At 64.0% G+C, this 1,512-nt stretch carries 2 protein-coding genes; both read left to right on the forward strand.

Features of this window, described 5'->3' with window-relative positions; all coding sequences use genetic code 11:
- The first annotated feature begins 55 nt into the window (after positions 1-55).
- Positions 56-460, forward strand: coding sequence for a hypothetical protein (locus E3T28_RS12525; RefSeq protein WP_134364140.1), 405 nt, complete (start codon positions 56-58; stop codon positions 458-460).
- Positions 461-477: 17 nt separating this feature from the next.
- Complete coding sequence (locus E3T28_RS12530) at positions 478-1,479, forward strand: DDE-type integrase/transposase/recombinase (protein ID WP_134431751.1); 1,002 nt, start codon at positions 478-480, stop codon at positions 1,477-1,479.
- The last annotated feature ends 33 nt before the right edge of the window (positions 1,480-1,512 follow it).

Genomic DNA, 1,512 nt, shown 5'->3' on the forward strand with positions numbered 1-1,512 from the left:
ACCCTCTGCGTCAAGCTGCTTGTGAGTCACTTCACAAGCAGTAGGAGGCAAGGGAATGTCGATCAGCCCGGGGTTCAACGCGGCGGAGATCCGCGAGTTCGTCCATGAGTACCAAGGGGTGCCGCACGGGCGGAAAGGTCCCTGGCTCGCGGAGCGCAAGGTCTCGAGGGGCACGTTTCGGCGTTGGTGCGACGCGGTTTACGCGGGTGACCTCGAGCGCGGGCTGATTCCGCGAGAAGGTAGTCATATGACTGTTCCCCCGGGCAAGCGCACGGCGCTAGAGAAGACACGTGCTGCTGAGCACGCGGCACACGAGGCTGAGGTCGCTCAGCTGAGCAAGCGTGTTCGCGAGTTGGAGGACACCAATAAGGCGCTGGGAAAAGCTATCGGGCTCTTGCACGCGATGAGCGAGGAAGAGCCCGCAGTCACCCTGAAGACCCCAGATCGGTCCGATTCCTGACGCTTGAGAACCAGTTCGTGGTGGAGCTGACGCGCACCACGGGCTCTCAACGCAAAGCCTTGGGAATCGCCGGCATCGCACGCTCGACCTGGCAGTACCGGCGAAATCCCCGGGCGCGGGTGCTCGAGCCGGTCGCGCAGAAAGACCGTGCTTACCTGTCTCGGATCCCCACCGTCGATCGGGCCGTGATCGCCAAGAAGATCACGGCCGGCTGGGCCGGCGGGCACTCCGTGGATCACACGTTCGCGTCCACCTGGGACCGAGGTGTGATGCTCGCCGCGCGCCGGTCGTGGTGGCGTATCGCAGCCGATATCGAAGACCAGAGCGCCCGCCCCGTGGTGCCCACGGGGCGCGGGTCCCGAACACCGCGCGAGAAGCCGGTGCTGATCGCGACCGGGCCTGGCCAGGTTTGGAGTTGGGACATCACTGATCTGCGCTCTCCCTGGCGAGGCAAAGCGTTCAAGGCTTACTCAATCATCGATATCTACTCCCGCAAGATCGTCGGCTGGCGGGTCGAGGAGCGCGAGAGCGACCACCTCGCCGTGGAGATGTTCCAGGCTGCGTTCCGCCAGCACGGCACCCCACGCTTCGTTCACGCGGACTCCGGCCCCGCGATGCGGTCGGGCGCTCTGGCCGAGCTCCTCGAGAAGCACGACGTCACTAAAACCCACAACCGGCCTTACGTTTCCAACGACAACCCGTTCTCTGAGTCCGAGTTCCGCACGATGAAATACCGCCCCAATTACCCCGGAACATTCGAGACTCTGGAGGACGCTCGCGGCCATCTGGACGAGTATGTGCCCTGGTACAACGCGACCCACAGGCACTCCGGCATTGCGTTGTTCACGCCCCAGCAAGTCCACGATGGCTCCTGGCGGCGCGCCCACGGCATCCGTGACCACGCCCTGCAGCACTACCACCAGCAACACCCGGAACGATTCCGTGAACGACCAACAACACCCGCACCAGCCAGCCTCGTCGGGATCAATCACCTCGCCGACGAAACCGCCACAAACTAACCCAAGTGACTCCAGTCAGCTTGACATCGCCCG

This window comes from Cryobacterium sinapicolor, from assembly GCF_004403465.1.
Classification (GTDB): Bacteria; Actinomycetota; Actinomycetes; order Actinomycetales; family Microbacteriaceae; genus Cryobacterium; species Cryobacterium sinapicolor.

Excerpts from the sequence above, each read along its gene's own strand:
- E3T28_RS12525 (WP_134364140.1), top strand. The coding sequence starts at position 56 with ATGTCGATCAGCCCGGGGTTCAACGCGGCGGAGATCCGCGAGTTCGTC.